Origin of the sequence: Candidatus Regiella insecticola LSR1 (assembly GCF_000143625.1) — a bacterium.
Taxonomy (GTDB): domain Bacteria; phylum Pseudomonadota; class Gammaproteobacteria; order Enterobacterales; family Enterobacteriaceae; genus Regiella; species Regiella insecticola.
In genome coordinates this window covers 104,278-120,868 of sequence record NZ_GL379589.1, presented here as the reverse complement: position 1 = coordinate 120,868, position 16,591 = coordinate 104,278, and the positions used below count along the sequence as shown (strand labels likewise).

Annotated in this window: 15 protein-coding genes and 3 pseudogenes; 7 read left to right on the top strand and 11 right to left on the bottom strand. The window is 42.4% G+C overall.

The window, feature by feature from the left end; genetic code table 11:
• Positions 1-38 precede the first annotated feature (38 nt).
• From tusB to REG_RS00850, 5 genes are all read right to left on the bottom strand, one after another.
• Positions 39-326, bottom strand: a complete 288-nt coding sequence (gene tusB / locus REG_RS00875; protein WP_006704105.1) for a sulfurtransferase complex subunit TusB — start codon at positions 324-326, stop codon at positions 39-41.
• A 154-nt stretch (positions 327-480) separates the two neighbouring features.
• A complete protein-coding gene (gene tusC, locus REG_RS00870) occupies positions 481-861 on the bottom strand; it encodes a sulfurtransferase complex subunit TusC (RefSeq protein WP_039906865.1) in 381 nt (126 codons plus the stop codon).
• Between the two features lie 4 nt (positions 862-865).
• A complete protein-coding gene (locus REG_RS00865; RefSeq protein ID WP_006704103.1) occupies positions 866-1,729 on the bottom strand; it encodes a YicC/YloC family endoribonuclease in 864 nt (287 codons plus the stop codon).
• 266 nt (positions 1,730-1,995) lie between these two features.
• A protein-coding gene (locus tag REG_RS11675; protein ID WP_260200023.1) for an IS5-like element ISRein1 family transposase occupies positions 1,996-2,819 on the bottom strand; the annotation gives its coding sequence in 2 pieces (ribosomal slippage) (positions 1,996-2,432 and positions 2,432-2,819; 825 coding nt in all).
• 47 nt (positions 2,820-2,866) lie between these two features.
• Entirely contained in the window at positions 2,867-4,117 is a 1,251-nt protein-coding gene (locus REG_RS00850) for a hypothetical protein (RefSeq protein WP_006704101.1), read from the bottom strand.
• A gap of 198 nt (positions 4,118-4,315) precedes the next feature.
• Here REG_RS00850 and rph point away from each other — a divergent pair, with 198 nt between their 5' ends.
• Both rph and pyrE read left to right on the top strand, forming a co-directional pair.
• Positions 4,316-5,044 carry a ribonuclease PH gene (gene rph / locus REG_RS00845; RefSeq protein WP_006704100.1) on the top strand — a complete coding sequence of 243 codons (729 nt, stop codon included), beginning with the start codon at positions 4,316-4,318 and terminating at the stop codon, positions 5,042-5,044.
• 179 nt (positions 5,045-5,223) lie between these two features.
• Positions 5,224-5,871 carry an orotate phosphoribosyltransferase gene (gene pyrE / locus REG_RS00840; protein ID WP_039906864.1) on the top strand — a complete coding sequence of 216 codons (648 nt, stop codon included), beginning with the start codon at positions 5,224-5,226 and terminating at the stop codon, positions 5,869-5,871.
• A 162-nt stretch (positions 5,872-6,033) separates the two neighbouring features.
• Here the strand turns inward: pyrE and glnA are convergent, their stop codons facing one another.
• Positions 6,034-7,443 (bottom strand): glutamate--ammonia ligase, encoded by a 1,410-nt coding sequence (gene glnA, locus REG_RS00835; protein WP_039906863.1) that lies wholly within the window; start codon positions 7,441-7,443, stop codon positions 6,034-6,036.
• A gap of 60 nt (positions 7,444-7,503) precedes the next feature.
• Complete coding sequence (locus tag REG_RS13940) at positions 7,504-7,632, bottom strand: hypothetical protein (protein ID WP_260200041.1); 129 nt, start codon at positions 7,630-7,632, stop codon at positions 7,504-7,506.
• Positions 7,633-7,736: 104 nt separating this feature from the next.
• On the opposite strand from REG_RS13940, the gene typA reads away from it, so the two are divergent.
• From typA to zur, 3 genes and pseudogenes are all read left to right on the top strand, one after another.
• Positions 7,737-9,560, top strand: a complete 1,824-nt coding sequence (typA, locus tag REG_RS00830) for a ribosome-dependent GTPase TypA (RefSeq protein WP_039907048.1) — start codon at positions 7,737-7,739, stop codon at positions 9,558-9,560.
• Between the two features lie 192 nt (positions 9,561-9,752).
• Positions 9,753-10,675: pseudogene (gene fabY, locus REG_RS00825) on the top strand (fatty acid biosynthesis protein FabY).
• 27 nt (positions 10,676-10,702) lie between these two features.
• Complete coding sequence (gene zur / locus REG_RS00820; RefSeq protein ID WP_006704096.1) at positions 10,703-11,188, top strand: zinc uptake transcriptional repressor Zur; 486 nt, start codon at positions 10,703-10,705, stop codon at positions 11,186-11,188.
• Here zur and REG_RS00815 read toward each other — a convergent pair.
• The 4 genes and pseudogenes from REG_RS00815 to yejM form a co-directional block, all read right to left on the bottom strand.
• A pseudogene (locus tag REG_RS00815) lies at positions 11,149-11,523 on the bottom strand (glutathione-disulfide reductase); the annotation flags it as partial. The gene zur and the pseudogene REG_RS00815 sit on opposite strands and share 40 nt — an antisense overlap.
• 19 nt (positions 11,524-11,542) lie before the next feature.
• Positions 11,543-12,366 (bottom strand): IS5-like element ISRein1 family transposase gene (locus tag REG_RS11670; RefSeq protein WP_260200023.1). Its coding sequence is split into 2 segments (ribosomal slippage): positions 11,543-11,979 and positions 11,979-12,366, totalling 825 coding nucleotides; the frame shifts between segments, so codons are not numbered across the junction.
• Positions 12,367-12,426: 60 nt separating this feature from the next.
• A pseudogene (locus REG_RS11665) lies at positions 12,427-13,018 on the bottom strand (FAD-dependent oxidoreductase); the annotation flags it as partial.
• Between the two features lie 24 nt (positions 13,019-13,042).
• A complete protein-coding gene (yejM, locus tag REG_RS00795; protein ID WP_006704095.1) occupies positions 13,043-14,785 on the bottom strand; it encodes an LPS biosynthesis-modulating metalloenzyme YejM in 1,743 nt (580 codons plus the stop codon).
• A gap of 172 nt (positions 14,786-14,957) precedes the next feature.
• On the opposite strand from yejM, the gene yejK reads away from it, so the two are divergent.
• Together yejK and rfaH are read left to right on the top strand one after the other, a co-directional pair.
• Positions 14,958-15,959 (top strand): nucleoid-associated protein YejK, encoded by a 1,002-nt coding sequence (gene yejK / locus REG_RS00790; RefSeq protein WP_006704094.1) that lies wholly within the window; start codon positions 14,958-14,960, stop codon positions 15,957-15,959.
• Between the two features lie 128 nt (positions 15,960-16,087).
• Positions 16,088-16,579, top strand: a complete 492-nt coding sequence (gene rfaH, locus REG_RS00785; RefSeq protein ID WP_006704093.1) for a transcription/translation regulatory transformer protein RfaH — start codon at positions 16,088-16,090, stop codon at positions 16,577-16,579.
• Positions 16,580-16,591 lie beyond the last annotated feature (12 nt).

The window sequence follows — 16,591 nt, the reverse complement described above, 5'->3', positions numbered from 1 at the left end:
TAGCGGCAACTTCAAAGACGAAGGGTATAGCGTCGGGATCACCAGGCAAAGTGTTGATGATGCTTTATCGTTAAGTCAACAAAACCAGCATAGTCGATTACGGTAACAATTTCTGATATTTTTTCGTTCAAACCCCGCGCCGATAAGTCATCTTTTAATGCAAATAGATTTTTCGATTGACTCAACAGGTTGTTAAATATCTCACTGTCTTTTATTACTGCCGTTACGCCATCTTGTAAAAATAAGATGTCATCTTTTGGGGTCACTAATGCTAATAAATAAGATAAATTGCTTTGATAAGGAGAGCGGCTAACAGTGTATAACATGTTGATATCCCAGATACCTTGGTTATAACCCTTCGCCTTTCAAGTTACGGCGGTGTTGGCTGCGGGTGCTCGCCGAATCACGTAGTATGTCTACGCTCATCGGTCTCACACCCTTGCCGCCTTGCCGTAACTCGAAATTCATTGGGTATAGACCTCAAAATGTCAGTACCGTATCGTATTGCTTTAAGTTATCGCGTACATCGGCTAAAGGAAGTATTTCTACGGTAAGGAGCCAGTTATTAGTTTTGCTTAATCCACGCTGTTGGAGTGACCTTTCACATAGATAACATTTTTTTACCTCATACAAAGTCAGAAGATTAAAGGTGGCAATGTAATTTCGCGCCAAAATTTTTTCTGGCTGTTGCTGAGGTAAAAGCTGTAATACACCGTCTGCCACAAAAAAAACGCCAATATTTTTATTTTTAGTAAAGGCCAAGGTGGCAAGCAAAGCGTCTAATCCCTCTCTGCCCACTGCAGAGCCATGTGGAGCTTGAGTAAAAATAAAAGCTACAGATTTATTGGCATTTTTTATCATGGGTTTACTCAATATTTTGGATCTGTTCACGCATCTGCTCAATTAACACTTTGAGTTGAATGGCAGCGTTAGTGACATCAGTATTGATTGATTTCGAGGCCAAGGTGTTTGACTCACGATTAAATTCTTGCATCATAAAATCAAGCTGCCGTCCTACGGCTTCCTTTTTGTTTAAAATATGGCGTGTTTCTTTTATGTGGGAGTCTAAACGCTCCAGCTCTTCGGCAACATCAATGCGTTGAGCAATGAGCAAAAGTTCTTGTTCCAGGCGCGTATTTTCCAGTTGGATTTTTGCTTCGTCTAATTTGCTTAATAATCGTTCACGTTGCCATTGTAAAATAGCAGGCATATGAATCCGTATGTTAGCGATTTCTTTATCCACGCCTTCAAGACGATGTTCAATCATTTTTTTCAATGCCTCGCCTTCTATTTTACGAGACTGGATAAAATCATCTAATACGAGCTCTAAAGCTGGCATCAACTCATCACTAATAACGTCTATATCTTGCTCTTCTGCTACCATCACGCCAGGCCAACGTAAGATATCAAGGGGATTGATTTCACCTTCATCACTTTTCCTTTTGACCCATCTGCCGGCCTCTACTAGCTGTTTGGCTAATTTTTTGTTGAGGATAAGTGGTTTTTGCGTATTGCCATCCGATTGAAAATGCAAATTACATTCTACTTTTCCGCGCGTCAAACGGCTTCGAAGGTGCGCTCGGATACGTGGCTCAAGGCCACGAAAGGATTCTGGCAAACGAAGAGAGGTGTCTAAATAGCGGTGATTAACGGAACGAAGTTCCCAGAAAGAGCTACCCCATTCGCCTTTAATATCGCGTCTGGCGTAGGCTGTCATGCTGCGGATCATGATTGTGTTGACCTATCCTAAAAGAAAAGGATTATAGTCTTACAATTTTGACTAGGATAGGCGTGATATCAATTTAAGGAACGAAATGTTTCATGAAATTTCGCTAAATAGCGGCAGTGATTATGCCCTTATAAATTATTTCAGATGATATAAATGCTTTCTCTGTTCTTCTCCCCATTTCCGGATCGCTTGATGCCGTTCATCTAATTTTTTAATATAAAACTTCACAGTGGTTTCAGGCTCTAGACCTCTTCGGAAACTATCATTTATCTAATTTCCATATTATAAATTGCAGCAATCAGATTAAATCTTAATCCAAAACGTTTTCGCCTGTTTCGATAACGGTCTGATACAATTTTAAATCTTTTAATCATACCAATGACATGTTCGTTTAATACACGCTGGCTTGATAACGCACGATTGTTGCGTTTATCTTCTTTTGTTAAGGGATTTTTCTTTGTCTTTTTCTTAGGCAACGCCGAGTTTGAATGAATCTTGCCAAGCCCTTGGTAACCTGTATCGGTAACTGTTTTGATGTCAGGATGTATTCGCACACCAGACTCCTTAAACAACCTAAAATCATGGCGCCTCCCATTCGTAAAGCTTGTACAGATGACTGCTTTACTTTTTTTATCAACGAGCACTTGTGTTTTTAAGGTGTGTCGTTTCTTTTTTCCTGAGTAAAACGGCTTTTGTTTTTTTGGGGACGTTCAATCGGCGTTTCTGTGGCATCAATAAGAACCAGCTCATACTCCCTATCCCTTTTTAATACAGCTTTGCGTCCAGGTAGGGCAAAATCAGGATGCTTTATTAGCGTATTCTCTATCCATTTAATCGTTTCATAGCATGTGCTCTCACTCACGCCATAGCTTTGGCTGACATGAAAATAAGTGCGATATTCTCGTATATACTCCAGTGCCATTAATAAGCGCTCTTCTAAACCCCGCTTGGGTTTCCGACCTCCTTTCCCTTGCTTACTCTTATCTGCTTCATTCAATATCTTTATCATCTTTTCAAATGTACTGCGTTTAACACCCGTTAAGCGACGAAATTTTTCCTCTTCCAGTACTTTTATTACTTCATATTTCATGGCGGCTCCTTGTTCAGGAGTGTTTTACCAAAATTCTTATATGAATGCTAGTTTCCGAAGAGGTCTTCTCTATTAGTTATGGCTAATTCAGCTTGCTTTTTATGAAAAAGAATGATTTCAGCTGCCATTCTAATCTTCGTAGCAAACTCCTCAGCAGTGTAGACAATTTCTCTTTGCTCAGCTGTATTTTTATCCTTATTTTTTTCTAGGTGATCCCGAGCCTTCATCACATTAAGTTCTGCACTAACAGTGATAGCCTCAGCTTCTGTTGCTTTTTCAGAAGCGTCATTAAGAAACAATTCATATTTATTGGCCTCTAATGTAGGCGCTGTTTCACTCCGCTGCTCTTGAATCTCTGCTGCCGTCGGTGCTTCCAAAGGCCTTGAAGCAGCAGCCGGTGCTTTTAGCTGATGTTCAAGTTTTTCTATTAATACCCGCTGCGCTATAGCGTATTTCTCGATACATAAAGGCTCGAATTGTATACGATCAGGTAAAAGGCCTTCTTTTTCAGCTTTATTAATTTTTTCCGCTGATGATCTTGCTTTCTCGGCATAGTTGATAATCTCGGAAAGAATTTTATCTAGTTCTGCATTCGAAGATCCTGTTCGGTCTATATATTCGTATGCCTTAATAACATTATCACGTAAAGAATCGGCGATACTTTCAGCTGATGATCTGGTTTTCGCATACGCTTCTTTCACTTCTAATAAACTTTTAAATCTTTGGTATTCACTTTCTGTTAGTTTAGGTGCCGTTTGACTCCACATCCTAAATGATTCTAGTGCCGCCCGCTCTTCAATTACTGAGTGCCTTGGAGCCGGTACCGGCCTTGGTTGTATTTCTGTAAACCCGTGGGACTGTTGTTCACGTTTTAATGCTTGCGGCTTTGGACTTTTTGCTGCCGTCGGTGCTTTTACTCTAAATTTTTGTTCTTTTTTGCTAAGGCTATCATCTATTATCTCCATTAGATCGCTCATTAATTTCATGGGGTTCTGTTGATGGTCTCTGTTTGAATCTATAGCTAGCAGAGCCATTAATCTGTTTTGATACCGTGTAAAAATGTCGGAAGACGTTGCTTCACCCATTCCATGTAAATAAGCTAGTTTATATTGATCAAAAATCATCTGACTTTTTTCTTCTTCTGTATTACTGGATTCTTGTCGGTGTTCCCATGTATTAAGTGGTGAATTTTCGATTCCAATAATAATATCATTCATAAATAAACGATCAGAAAATTCTACCCCCTCACATACTGATGCTAGCCATTGATTGCTTTCTATACGATTTAACGTTGACATCTAATCTTACCTCTAAATTATTATTTATTGATGCTATTTTGACCGATATAAAAATATTACAATTTTAATTTTCACGATATTAGAAAACGCTCATCAATGATGAGGTTATTTTAAAATCTAATGGCATTTTTGCTGCGACAGCGCTATCAGTTAAGCCTTATAATGCCCCTCCATATCGATTGAAACTGGAGAAAATCCATGCGTTTAGCAGGCCGAGCAGCTGAGCAAGTCCGCCCTTTAACCCTGACCCGTCATTATACAAAGTACGCTGAAGGCTCAGTGTTGGTTGAATTTGGTGATACTAAGGTTTTGTGTACCGCGACGATAGAAGAAGGGATCCCGCGTTTTCTCAAAGGGAAAGGACAAGGCTGGATCACCGCTGAATATGGCATGCTACCGCGTTCTACTCATAGCCGTAATGCCCGGGAGGCGGCGAAGGGGAAACAAGGAGGGCGTACATTAGAAATTCAGCGTTTGATCGCGCGTTCGCTCAGGGCGGCTGTTGATTTGCAACAACTCGGTGAGCACACTATCACTATTGATTGTGATGTGTTGCAGGCTGATGGGGGCACCCGTACTGCCGCGATCAGCGGTGCGAGTGTGGCATTGGCTGATGCATTGGAAAAAGCAGTGATCAAAAAGAAGTTGAAAAAAAATCCGATGAGAGGATTGGTTGCGGCGATTTCGGTCGGTATCGTCAAAAATGAAGCCTTAGGTGATCTGGAATATACCGAGGACGCTAATGCTGAAACTGATATGAATGTCGTGATGATGGAAGATTATCAGATGATTGAAGTACAGGGAACCGCAGAAGGCAAACCATTCAGTCATGAACAATTGTTAACATTATTGGCATTGGCACGTGGCGGTATAGGGACTATTTTTCAAGCCCAAAAAGCCGCTTTAGCGATAAATTCCTGTCTTTAATATACCCAATGAATTTCGAGTTACGGCAAGGCGGCAATCAATCGAATCCCAGGAGTGTGGTACATGACAGAGGATGAGAGATCGTTGCCAATGCCGCCGTAACTTGAAAGGCGAAGGGTATAAACTTCTTAGAGCCTATTCAAATCTCCTTGAGCGACGCTCAATTGAGGAAAAAACCGATGAAAGATTATCAACGTGATTTTATTAAATTTGCCATCGATAAACAGGTTTTAACCTTTGGCGAATTCACATTAAAGTCTGGGCGAGTGAGCCCCTATTTTTTTAATGCCGGGCGGTTTAATACAGGTAGAGATCTCGCAAAATTAGGCCGTTTCTATGCCGCCGCATTAATGGCGGCTGGTATTGAATTTGACCTCTTATTCGGTCCTGCTTACAAAGGCATTCCTATTGTTACCACCACCGCTGTCGCTTTGGCTAATCATCATGATAAAGACATTCCTTATTGTTTTAATCGTAAGGAGGCTAAAAATCATGGCGAAAAGGGCATGTTAGTCGGCAGCCCGTTACAAGGGCGCGTGATATTGGTCGATGATGTCATCACTGCGGGGACAGCCATTCGTGAATCGATGGGCATCATTAATGCGCAAGGCGCCTTATTAGCCGGTGTGATGATTGCATTAGACCGACAAGAACGCGGTGATCAGCCAATTTCTGCGGTTCAAGAAGTTGAGCAATGCTATCAGTGTAAAGTCTTTTCTATTGTGACGCTTAGTGACGTGATAGCTTATCTAGAAGAAGAACCTGAGTGGGCTGATAAATTGGGCGCGATGAAGAAATATCGCATAGCTTATGGTATTGAATGTTAACTCGATGCTCTCTTGTATACCCAATGAATTTCGAGTTACGGCAAGGCGGCAAGGGCGACCGACCGATGAGCGTAGATGTACTACGTGATTCGGCGAACAGCCCGTAGCTAAAATCAAGAGCGAAGGGTATAGGCTTTTTCTACATTAAAACGAGTGATTAAATTAAACGCTGTAGTACATCTCAAATTCAAGCGGATGAGGCGTCATGCGAATACGTTCCACTTCTACTTGATGCAAAGCAATATAAGCATCGATAGTCTCATCGTCTAAAATATTACCGCGCTTCAAGAACTGACGATCTCCATCTAATGCCATGAGAGCTTCTTCTAGAGAACTGGCTACCTTTGGAATTTTCTGTGTTTCTTCAAACGGCAAATGATATAAATCTTTGTCCATCGCCACACCGGGATCAATTTTATTGATAATGCCATCCAACCCTGCCATCAGCTGAGCGGTAAAAGCCAAATACGGATTGGCGGCTGGATCGGGAAAACGAACTTCAATGCGACGAGCCTTTGGATTAGAGACGAGCGGAATACGAATAGAAGCAGAGCGATTAGCCGTCGAATAAGCCAACATGACCGGCGCTTCGTAACCAGGTACCAGACGTTTATAAGAATTGGTCGTTGGATTCGTAAATGCGTTGATGGCTTTAGCATGTTTGATAATACCGCCAATATAAAATAGCGCTATTTCGGACAGACCGCCGTATTTATCGCCGGAGAATAAATTTTCGCCATTTTTTAACAAAGACATATGGCAGTGCATGCCTGACCCATTATCACCAAACATAGGCTTTGGCATGAAAGTAGCCGTTTTACCAAAATTATGAGCAACATTGTGCACGACATATTTATAAATTTGGATTTCATCGGCTTTTTTCGTCAGGGTATTAAAGCGGGTGGCTACCTCATTCTGACCTGCCGTCGCGACTTCGTGGTGATGCGCTTCAATGATTAGCCCCATGTCTTCCATCGTTAAGCACATGGTAGAACGTAAATCTTGTGAAGAATCAATGGGAGGAACGGGAAAATAACCCCCTTTTACCGCAGGGCGATGACCTTTGTTGCCGCCTTCATATTTCGTACTCGAATTCCATGCCCCCTCAATATCGTCTATGGAAACGTGACAACCTGAAATGCTGCTGCCAAAGCGAACATCATCAAAAAGAAAAAATTCAGGCTCGGGTCCGAAGAATACCTGGTCAGCGACGCCGGATGCTTTTAAATAAGCTTCGGCCTGTTTAGCAATAGAACGTGGATCACGCGCATAACCTTGTCGAGTATCGGGTTCGAGGACATCACAACGAATCAGTAAAGTGGTGTCTTCGAAAAAGGGATCCAGTACTGCTGTGTCGGTGTCTGGCATTAGCAGCATGTCAGATTGGTTGATTGGCTTCCAGCCAGCAATAGAAGAGCCATCAAACATTTTGCCTTCTTTAAAGAAATCAGCATTGATCTGACTAGAAGGAAGAGTGACGTGCTGTTCTTTTCCTTTGGTATCAGTGAAACGTAAATCGACAAACTTCACTTCATGATTTTTCAGCATCGTCATAACGTCTTCAACGGACATACTTATCATCTCCTGGGGTTATCATCGTATTTCTCCTCGACCAGCCTGTAATATTCAGTCTTAAAATATACTATACCCTTCGTCTTTCAAGTTACGGCTTTGTTGTCTGCGGGTGCTCGCCGAATCACGCAGTATGTCTACGCTCATCGGTCGGTCGCCCTTGCCGCCTTGCCGTAACTCGAAATTCATTGGGTATAACGCGTAATTAACTGATTAAAAGGTTTAACCACTTGTTTAGTCCCTAGCTTAATGCGTGTACAATGCGCTATTTGTAAATGCTTGAGGCAAAAGCTGTGACTGAAAATTTACGTAACATCGCCATTATCGCACACGTTGACCATGGAAAAACCACCCTGGTTGATAAATTGCTACAACACTCTGGTACCTTTGATGCGCGCGTTGAAGCAACAGAGCGTGTCATGGATTCCAACGATTTGGAAAAAGAACGCGGGATCACTATTCTGGCAAAAAATACGGCCATTAAGTGGAAAGATTACCGTATTAACATTGTCGATACCCCGGGGCATGCCGATTTTGGCGGCGAAGTTGAGCGTGTATTGTCGATGGTTGACTCGGTGCTGCTGGTGGTCGATGCGCTGGATGGCCCAATGCCACAGACACGTTTTGTGACGCAAAAGGCGTTTTCGCATGGTTTGAATCCCATCGTGGTGATCAATAAAGTGGATCGCCCCGGGGCGCGACCGGATTGGGTGCTTGATCAGGTATTTGATTTGTTTGACAAGTTAGGTGCTACTGATAAACAACTCGAGTTTCCGGTTATTTATGCATCGGCATTGCTAGGGATCGCAGGTATTGAACATGAAAAAATGGCGACTGATATGACGCCATTGTATCAAACTATTGTTAATAAGGTCGCCGCTCCACAAGTTGAAGTTAATGGCAAATTACAGATGCAGATCTCCCAGCTAGATTACAATAGCTATGTAGGTGTTATTGGTATCGGGCGCATCAAACGCGGTACGGTTAAACCTAATCAACAAGTGAGTATTATTGATAGTGAAGGTAAAACCCGTAATGGCAAAGTGGGTAAAGTATTAAGCCATCTGGGCTTGGAACGTATTGAAACCGACTTGGCGGAAGCCGGTGATATCATTGCCATTACGGGGCTTGGTGAATTGCATATCTCAGATACCATTTGTGATGTTAATGCGGTTGAAGCGCTCCCGGCACTTATCGTTGATGAACCTACTGTTAACATGTATTTCTGTGTTAATACTTCGCCATTTTGTGGTAGAGAAGGTAAATATGTTACCTCACGTCAGATATTAGATCGCCTGAAAAAAGAATTGGTACATAATGTCGCGTTGCGGGTAGAAGAAACGGAGGATGCTGATGCCTTCCGTGTCTCCGGTCGTGGTGAACTTCATTTGTCAGTATTGATTGAAAATATGCGCCGTGAAGGGTTTGAACTGGCGGTATCGCGCCCTAAAGTGATCTATCGTGAAGTGGACGGCCGCGTTCAAGAGCCTGTTGAAAACGTCACCTTGGATATTGAAGAACAACATCAAGGTGCGGTTATGCAAGCCTTGGGTGGGCGTAAAGGTGATGTTAAGGATATGGCTCCTGACGGCAAAGGGCGTGTCCGTTTAGATTATGAGATCCCAAGCCGAGGCCTGATTGGTTTTCGGACTGAATTTATGACCCTGACATCAGGTACCGGGTTACTTTACTCAACCTTCAGCCATTATGATGATGTAAAGCCGGGGGAAATCGGTCAGCGTCAGAATGGTGTGCTAATTTCTAACGGTCAGGGTAAAGCGGTTGCTTTTGCCTTATTTAGTTTACAAGATCGAGGAAAACTGTGCTTAGGTCACGGAGCAGAAGTCTATGAAGGCCAAATAATCGGTATTAATTCTCGTTCTAATGATTTGACGGTTAACTGTTTGACCGGTAAAAAATTAACCAATATGCGTGCATCAGGTACGGATGAAGCAACTACGCTGATTCCCCCCATTAAAATGTCGTTGGAACAAGCATTAGAGTTTATCGATGATGACGAATTGGTAGAAATAACGCCACTCTCTATCCGCATTCGTAAACGCCATCTCACAGAAAATGATCGTAAGCGTGCTACTCGAGGTCGCAAAGAGATATAATTTTTTATTAGACTTTTTGCAAAACCGTCGTTCACGTTATACCCACATCCCTTGAAGTTGCTGCTAGGCGGCCAAGGCGTGAGACCGATGAGCGTAGACGTACTACGTGATTCGGCGAACGCCCGCCGCCAACACGCGGCGGCTTCAAAGGCGAAGGTTATACAAGAGATTTCGAGACTGGGAGACGGTTTTATGTACCACCTACGTGTACCCACAACAGAACAAGAAATAAAAGATTATTACCAATTTCGTTGGGAAATGTTGCGTAAACCATTACATCAACCTAAGGGATCGGAAAAAGATGCTTATGATGCCTTTGCCCATCATCAGATGGTGGTCGATAGGCGAGGTAAACCCGTTGCTATAGGGCGGCTTTATATTAATGCTGATAATGAAGCCTCTATCCGTTTTCTGGCAGTAGATCCGACCCTGCGCGCTAAAGGGTTCGGTACCTTAGTGGCGATGACGTTAGAATCGGTTGCCCGCCAAGAGGGCGTAAAACGTGTTGTTTGCAGTGCTCGTGAAGACACTGTGGGATTTTTTGCTAAATTAGGTTTTGTCAGTCAAGGAGAGATGACGGCGTCTCAAACAACCCCAATACGTCATTTTTTGATAATTAAACCGGTGGCGACGATGGACGATATTCTGCATCGCCCTGATTGGTGTACTCAACTTCAGCAAGCTTGGTATGACAATATTCCTCTGAGTGAAAAAATGGGGATACGTATTAGCCAATATACCGGACAGAGTTTTGTTACCACCATGCCTGAAGCAGGAAACCAAAATCCACATCAGATCTTGTTTGCCGGAAGCTTATTTTCACTGGCCACACTGACCGGCTGGGGATTAATTTGGTTATGCTGCGGGAACGTAATCTAGGGGGAGCTATTATTCTTGCCGATTCTCATGTGCGTTATAGCAAGCCGATTACCGGCAGACCAAAAGCGGTTGCGGATTTAAGCTCTTTTTGTGGTGATCTTGATCGTTTAGCACGGGGATGTAAGGCTAGAGTGCAGTTAGAGGTTAATTTGTTCAGTGATAATAAAGAAAATCTAAATAATAAAGGGGCTTTATTCTCAGGAACCTATATGGTTACAGCAGGATCTAAGAATTAAAGAGTGTGAGGATTAAAAGGTGTTTTAATGAACAGCACAACCCAACAAAAATCGTTACTCACACAGGCCATGAATTTGTGTAAACAACGAAAAGCCAACCTAACCCCACAGCGATTAGAAGTGTTGCGTTTAATAGTACAACAACAAAGGGCGATCAGCGCCTATGACTTGTTGGATAAACTACGGATCGCAAAGCCGCAAGCTAAACCCCCTACCGTTTATCGTGCGTTAGATTTTTTGCTAGCACAGGGCTTGATCCACCGTGTCGAATCCACTAACAGTTACGTGCTGTGCCACCATTTTTTAGAGCCTGCTCACACCTCGGTATTATTTATTTGTGATTGCTGTGGTTCAGTTATCGAACACCCCACCACTGACATTAAGCAGATATTGCTCGAGCTGGCTAAACAGGACGGATTTGTATTGCGTCATAGTGTGGTTGAGGTGGATGGATTATGTTCTAGCTGTGCCGATCATCGCATGGTGACGAATTCTTCAGCAGCGGTGGGGTGAATAGCCACAGTATTATCGAAATCCTTTTTAGTTGCTCCCATTTTTATCGCCACGGCAAACCCTTGTAAGATTTCATCCATCCCGTAGCCAATACCGTGCAGACCGACGATTTTTTCATCATTTCCTATGCAAACCAGTTTCATGCAACAGGGTTGACGATGCTGAGTCACCGCAATGTACATCGCAGTAAAAGAAGATTGATAAACCTTAACCATCTCCTCACCAAATTTTTCTTTCGCTTCGGGTTCAGTCAAACCTAGGGTACCAATCGGTGGGTGGCTAAAGACGACGGTGGGAATATAGGTGTAATCGAGATGTTCGTTGGGTTTATTAGACCTCTTCGGAAACTATCATTTATCTAATTTCCATATTATAAATTGCAGCAATCAGATTAAATCTTAATCCAAAACGTTTTCGCCTGTTTCGATAACGGTCTGATACAATTTTAAATCTTTTAATCATACCAATGACATGTTCGTTTAATACACGCTGGCTTGATAACGCACGATTGTTGCGTTTATCTTCTTTTGTTAAGGGATTTTTCTTTGTCTTTTTCTTAGGCAACGCCGAGTTTGAATGAATCTTGCCAAGCCCTTGGTAACCTGTATCGGTAACTGTTTTGATGTCAGGATGTATTCGCACACCAGACTCCTTAAACAACCTAAAATCATGGCGCCTCCCATTCGTAAAGCTTGTACAGATGACTGCTTTACTTTTTTTATCAACGAGCACTTGTGTTTTTAAGGTGTGTCGTTTCTTTTTTCCTGAGTAAAACGGCTTTTGTTTTTTTGGGGACGTTCAATCGGCGTTTCTGTGGCATCAATAAGAACCAGCTCATACTCCCTATCCCTTTTTAATACAGCTTTGCGTCCAGGTAGGGCAAAATCAGGATGCTTTATTAGTGTATTCTCTATCCATTTAATCGTTTCATAGCATGTGCTCTCACTCACGCCATAGCTTTGGCTGACATGAAAATAAGTGCGATATTCTCGTATATACTCCAGTGCCATTAATAAGCGCTCTTCTAAACCCCGCTTGGGTTTCCGACCTCCTTTCCCTTGCTTACTCTTATCTGCTTCATTCAATATCTTTATCATCTTTTCAAATGTACTGCGTTTAACACCCGTTAAGCGACGAAATTTTTCCTCTTCCAGTACTTTTATTACTTCATATTTCATGGCGGCTCCTTGTTCAGGAGTGTTTTACCAAAATTCTTATATGAATGCTAGTTTCCGAAGAGGTCTATTGTTGAATAAACGTTCAGAAAGACGGCGACCTGCCGCAACGGCAACGGGGGTTAATTCCACTGCGCCGGTATTATCCCCCACGGCGTAAATGCCTTTAACGTTAGTATTTTGGTATTGATCAACCTCGATATAGCCTTTGTCGTTTGTTTTTACGCCACAGGCCGATAAGTTGAGATTATCTGTCATGGGCTTGCGGCCGATGGCCCAAATCAGTTGATCAACAGTGACGTCTTGGCCATTTGTTAACTGTAGCGTTAAACTCCCATCGGCATTAAACTTTGTCATAAGATTGATGAATACGATCAATATAAGCACTTCGGTTTTCGATCAATGTTTGCCAATTAAACGCATTATTTGTCATGGTAAAACCGTAATCAGGCGCATATAAGCGAACAGCATCAGCAATTTGAGCGGCATGCCACATGATTTTTTTTGGCACGCAGCCAACATTGACGCAGGTTCCTCCCAACTGTTTGGCTTCAATCAATGCGCATTTTTTGCCATAGCTGCTGGCGGCTCGATTTATAGAAGCGATACCACCACTGCCGCCACCAATAGCTAAGTAATCATAATGTTTGTTCATTCGCATAGGCTCTTAGTTAAATAGTTAATTAGCAATAAAACGTTTCGTCTCCGTCAACACTTGCAGTAAAAGTGATAGTGATGGTTTATTTTCTTTTATCTCACGCCCCTGTTGATCGTAAATACGGTGTTTCCCTTCTTGATATAATATCGTTTGAGTGGGGGTAATAACGACCAGCAGATCACTATCGCCGGTTACCAGCCAATTTTTTGTGCGCTGAGCAACGAACAGATCCTCGCCCTGAGAATAATCTTGAGGAGCGGTTTTGACCGACAACAGCTGTTGCATCAGCGTAGTCATAATATCTTCATGATAAGTGAGTTTATTGATCTGTCGAGCGGGCATCCCTGGCCAATGGATAATCAGCGGTACTTGAAATTGTTCACGATTAAATTGACTCCCCTCGTGCCAAGTCACATCAGTACTCTCATTCAGCTCAACGCCATGAGAGGCGGTGATAATGACGACGGTTTTATCAAGTTGTGCTTGCTGTTTTAATGTTTCAATAATAGTTGTAATTTGTTGATCGGTACTTTTTTCATCAGATGGATTAGATACGGCAGCAGCAGCGTTCAAATGAAGGTAAGAAAACCATTTCCCTTTAGGGCTGTAATGTGTCAACCAATGTTGCCATTGCATCGTTGTTTCGCAATCGCGCTGTGGCACGGGGGGGGGTAATGAAAAATCAGTCAGTAGTGCTTGACGATATAAAGAGGATTTAAAACCATCGGAAGAAAATAATCCAAATTGGTAACCCTGTGTGCCTAATGCGGTGATAAAAGCAGAGGGTTTTCGAGCAGCAAGAATACCATCTAAATAACTTGCTGAGATGCCGTAAAACAAACCCAATAACCCCGCGTTTTCCCGATTACCTGAGCTGTAATGCTGATTAAACTGAATATTAGCCTGAGCAAACTGCGCTAAAGCGGGCATCTCTGTTGCCATGCTATTGGTGTGAATGTTATCCACGACGATCAGTAATAAATTGTAGTGATCCCCCAGATGATCGCCGAAGCTAATTTGATTGAGTGGGTATTCAACTACCAGCGCGGAGGGGTTACCTTGTTCAGCCAAACGACGCTGATATTCTTGTTGATTGAGCAGACCCTGTTTTTCTAAAAAATTACGCGCGGTCATAGGGTAAGATAAAGGAAGATTTGCCCGTTGCATGGTGATGGGGCGGTAAAAATTAGCATCAGCCCAACTATAAATCAGGTGTGAGGCAAAAAACGCACAGATAAAGAGTGCTACTAGAGGTTTAACAAAATGTTTTCGATCCAGGCTGCGTAATTTTTTCCAACACCAACGCGCCAAAAACAGCTCAAGAAAGAAAATGATCAATACATAGATAGAAACCAGCAGCCAATGAGCAGTAAATTTTCCTAGCTCTAGATTCAACATTAATTTCCATGTCACGGGATTAAGGTGTAAATGGAAACGGGTAAACACTTCAGTGTCGATCGATAACAACATCAGCCCTGCAGTGGCAAGAACAGTAGCAATAAAACGCAAACAGCGTGGTGACATTATTACAAACGTCAAGGGAAATATTATCAGCAGATAAACCACAAAGATGATAAAACTGAAATGTCCCAGCCAGCTGGCGAGAGCATAAATTCTACCGAGCAGTGAGTCCGGCCAATTAGAGACAAACAGATAGCGGCTGCCTATGATCAGGCCGAGCAGTATATTAAACAGGGTAAACCAGTGCCCCCAACTGATCATGTGGGACACTTTTTCACGGTAGCTCTGACGATTTATCACCATAGTAAAATTATGTTAGTTGATTAATGAACATTATCTTCAAGGGTCAAGGCGCTTAAAAATTGACATCTTATCCTATGATTTTCTTTTCTACTATTTTATCCCCTGTTTTTTTAAGTTGCAGCAAGGATGCATCAGTGTTTGAATATGACCCCGGCCAAACGGAGTATTTATCATGAATTTGGATATCAACCAAATTGCCCTACATCAGTTAGTCAAATCCGGTGATAGCGTGCTTGATATGGTTTTACGCGACTCGTTGTTGCCATCGAATAATAGAGTTGTGCAAGAGATGATGGTTGAATTACATCGTGTCTATAGTGCAAAAAATAAAGCTTATGGCCAGTTTAATGAAGACAGTGAATTTGCCAACGCATTTAAACGCTGCCGTAAAGGGAATGACGATTTTTTGAGTTTTACCCGTCGCGCGACAGCAGGTCTGCGTGATGAATTGATTAAATACCCGTTTGCTGAAAGTGGCGTGTTGTTATTTTGCCAGTATCGCCATCTCGCAACGGAGTATTTATTGATCGCCTTTCTCAATAGTTGTAACAGTATGCGCGTTGATGAACAGCTTGATCTTAGTATCACGCATCATTTGGATATTAACCACGTTGATATTGTTGCTCGTGTTGATGTGACCGAATGGGAAACCAATAATGAATCAAAACGTTATTTAACTTTCTTGAAAGGGCGAGTAGGCCGAAAAGTCTCTGATTTTTTTATGGATTTTTTAGCAGCCTCGGAAGGGGGTGATACTAAAAAACAAAATCGGGATTTATTACAAGCGGTGGATGATTATTGTGCAGAGGCTAATTTAGATAAAGAGCAAAAACAAGCCTATCGACAACAAGTTTACAGCTACTGTAATGAACAACAACAAGCGGACGAATGCATTGAATTAAAGCAGTTATCAGAAGCGCTGCCTGTTTTCAATGAAAAAAATTTGCAACAATTTTCTACTGAACAAGGCTACGATATTGCCGACAGCTTCCCGGCAGATCGGCCGACATTGCGTCAATTAACGAAATTTTCGGGTAGTGGGGGCGGCCTGAATATCAATTTTGATGCTTTGTTACTAGAAAAGCGTATTTTTTGGGATGCCGCTACTGATACGTTAACTATCAAGGGCACACCACCAAATTTACGCGATCAGTTAAAACGATGTCTTGGATAATTTTTTAAGTTGTCGCTAGGTGGCCAGGGCGTGAGACCGATGAGCGTAGATAGTCTAGGTGATTCGGCTCACACCCGCCGCCAACATAAAGGCGAAGGGTATAAAGGGTATATAGGAAGGAGGATGCCGTGAAGGCGTGGTATTTATTGTATTGCAAACGCGCTCAACTTTTACGCGCTCAAGAGCATTTAGAACGGCAAGGTGTGGTTTGCTTAACCCCGATAGTGGCAATCAAAAAAATGTGGCGTGGGAGACGGGTAACCTTACATGAACCGCTCTTTCCTAATTATCTGTTTACTGAATTTAATCCTGAAAATATTCATACCACTACGATAAAAGCCTCTCGGGGTGTCAGCCATTTTGTCCGTTTTGGCCTGTATCCGGTGATTATTCCCCAAATGGTGATTGATGACATAAAGTCGCACACGATTAAAACGATATCTGATTCTACTGTAGCAGTATCCGGCGATACAGTACGTGTTACCGAAGGCATATTTTCTGGATTGCAAGCCATTTATACGGAGCCCGATGGTGAAAGACGTTCAATGATTTTGCTGAATATACTCAATAGCCAGGTCAGTAAAAGCTTAGACAATCGTCATTTTGAAAAAGTGGTGTGAATTCGGCATTAC

Bases quoted from the DNA above. Each gene is read 5' to 3' on its own strand.
- REG_RS00850 (WP_006704101.1), bottom strand. From the start codon at position 4,117: ATGTCAACGTTAAATCGTATAGAAAGCAATCAATGGCTAGCATCAGTA.
- tusB (WP_006704105.1), bottom strand. From the start codon at position 326: ATGTTATACACTGTTAGCCGCTCTCCTTATCAAAGCAATTTATCTTAT.
- glnA (WP_039906863.1), bottom strand. From the start codon at position 7,443: ATGTCCGTTGAAGACGTTATGACGATGCTGAAAAATCATGAAGTGAAG.
- rph (WP_006704100.1), top strand. From the start codon at position 4,316: ATGCGTTTAGCAGGCCGAGCAGCTGAGCAAGTCCGCCCTTTAACCCTG.
- REG_RS00865 (WP_006704103.1), bottom strand. From the start codon at position 1,729: ATGATCCGCAGCATGACAGCCTACGCCAGACGCGATATTAAAGGCGAA.
- REG_RS13940 (WP_260200041.1), bottom strand. From the start codon at position 7,632: ATGAATTTCGAGTTACGGCAAGGCGGCAAGGGCGACCGACCGATGAGC.
- pyrE (WP_039906864.1), top strand. From the start codon at position 5,224: ATGAAAGATTATCAACGTGATTTTATTAAATTTGCCATCGATAAACAG.
- yejK (WP_006704094.1), top strand. From the start codon at position 14,958: ATGAATTTGGATATCAACCAAATTGCCCTACATCAGTTAGTCAAATCC.
- zur (WP_006704096.1), top strand. From the start codon at position 10,703: ATGAACAGCACAACCCAACAAAAATCGTTACTCACACAGGCCATGAAT.
- tusC (WP_039906865.1), bottom strand. From the start codon at position 861: ATGATAAAAAATGCCAATAAATCTGTAGCTTTTATTTTTACTCAAGCT.
- yejM (WP_006704095.1), bottom strand. From the start codon at position 14,785: ATGGTGATAAATCGTCAGAGCTACCGTGAAAAAGTGTCCCACATGATC.